1 protein-coding gene and 1 pseudogene are annotated in these 1667 nt (G+C 63.5%); both read left to right on the top strand.

Annotated elements, in window-relative coordinates; genetic code table 11:
- On the top strand, nucleotides 1-1174 hold a 1174-nt coding region (locus GHO42_RS02950), incomplete at its 5' end, for a tetratricopeptide repeat protein (protein ID WP_153384104.1).
- Nucleotides 1171-1667: pseudogene (locus GHO42_RS02945) on the top strand (BatD family protein); the annotation flags it as partial. The gene GHO42_RS02950 and the pseudogene GHO42_RS02945, both read left to right, overlap by 4 nt.

The raw sequence follows: 1667 nt of genomic DNA, 5'->3' as shown, positions 1-1667 counted from the left end.
CACGGCCCTGATTGCCTACGCGGGCAGCGCCCATCTGGTGTTGCCCGCCACCGACGACCCGGCGCTGCTCGACAGTTTTATCCAGGCCCTGGGCACCGACCTGATTGCCCGGCCCGGCAAAAACGTGGCGGCGGTGATCGAACAGGCCAGGCGCCTGCTACAGGCCGAGAAAGCTCCGGGCACCCTGCTGCTGATCACCGATGGCGCCGACACCTCGCAACTGGACAGCCTCAAAGCCCTGTTGCAAGACAATGCCCTGCAAGTACTGGTACTGGCAGTGGGCAGCAGCAATGGCGGGATCATTCGTGATGCCCGCGGCCAACCGCGCACCGACAGTTCCGGTCGCCCGCAACTGGGCAGCTTCGACAGCGCCGCGCTCAAGCAACTGGCCGCGGCCACCGATGCACCGCTGGGCAGCCTGACCATAAACAACGATGATCTGGACTGGGTCGAAGGCCACGCCCAACAGCACTTCCAGGCCGCCAGCGACGAGCAGCGCGAGCTGCAATGGAAAGACGCCGGTTACTGGTTATGCGGGCCCCTGCTATTGCTTGCCTGGTTCTCGGTGCGCCGTGGCTGGAGCCTCAACTGGAACGCCGTCCTGCTGCTGGGCGCAGGGCTGGCCCTGCAACCGTCACCGGCGCAGGCCAACGCACTGACCGATGCCTTCTTCACCCGGGATCAGCAAGGGCGTTGGGCCTTTGAGCACCAGCACTACCCCGCAGCAGCCGAGTTATTTGTCGATCCTTACTGGAAAGGCATCGCAGCTTATAACGCCGCCGATTTCGATCTGGCACTGGCCAGCTTTGCCCGGTTGAACACCGCCCCGGCGTACTTTTACCTGGGCAATATTTACGTACGCCGCTACAAGTTCGATCAGGCGATTGCCGCCTATCGCCAGGCCTTGGCCCTGCAACCGCAGTTCCCCGAAGCCAGTGCCAACCTGGCATTGGCCATTGCCCTGGAAAAAGATACCGACAGCGCCGAGCAGAACACCCCCGAAGTCAAACCTGACGCGATCAAATTCGACAAACCGCCAGGCAAAGGCCAGAGCAAACCGCTGCAAACCCCGCAGGCGGCCAGCGACGAACAATGGCTGCAAAACCTGACCACCTCTCCGGCCAATTTCCTGCGGCAAAAATTCAGCCTGCAAGACCAAAAGGTGGCGCCATGAAGCCCTGCGCCCTGGTACTGCTGATGTTCGTCGGCCTGGCACAGGCCAACGAACCGCAACTGTTGGTGCAGGCCCGGCTGGTACCGGGTGATGCCGTGGTGGTGGGCGAGACCTTGCAGTTGCAGGTCGATGTGCTCACCGACAGCTGGTTCACCCGTGGTGCGTCATTACCCGAACTGAACCTGGACGGTACCGATGTGACACCGCCCAATGGTGAGGCCGGGCACCTGTCGCAGACGATTCAGGGCCAGACCTTCAGCGGCCTGCGCTACACCTATCGAATCACCCCGACGCAGGCGCAAGCGTTCTCGATCGCGCCACTGACAGTGCGCGCGACCCCGGCGCAGGCCAGCCATGAGCTGTCGGGGCAAACCCCGGTGCTGACCTTTCGTGCCAGTCTGCCCGAAGGGTTCAGCCCCGGCGAACCGGTACTGGTGGCCAGCGCGTTGCGCCTGAGCCAGACCCTTACCCCGCCAGGCGGCCCGTTCAAGGT

The organism is Pseudomonas sp. FSL R10-0056 (assembly GCF_009600105.1).
GTDB classification, from domain to species: Bacteria; Pseudomonadota; Gammaproteobacteria; order Pseudomonadales; family Pseudomonadaceae; genus Aquipseudomonas; species Aquipseudomonas bubulae.
The sequence above is the reverse complement of the archived record's forward strand: the minus strand, read 5'-3'. Positions and strand labels throughout refer to the sequence as shown.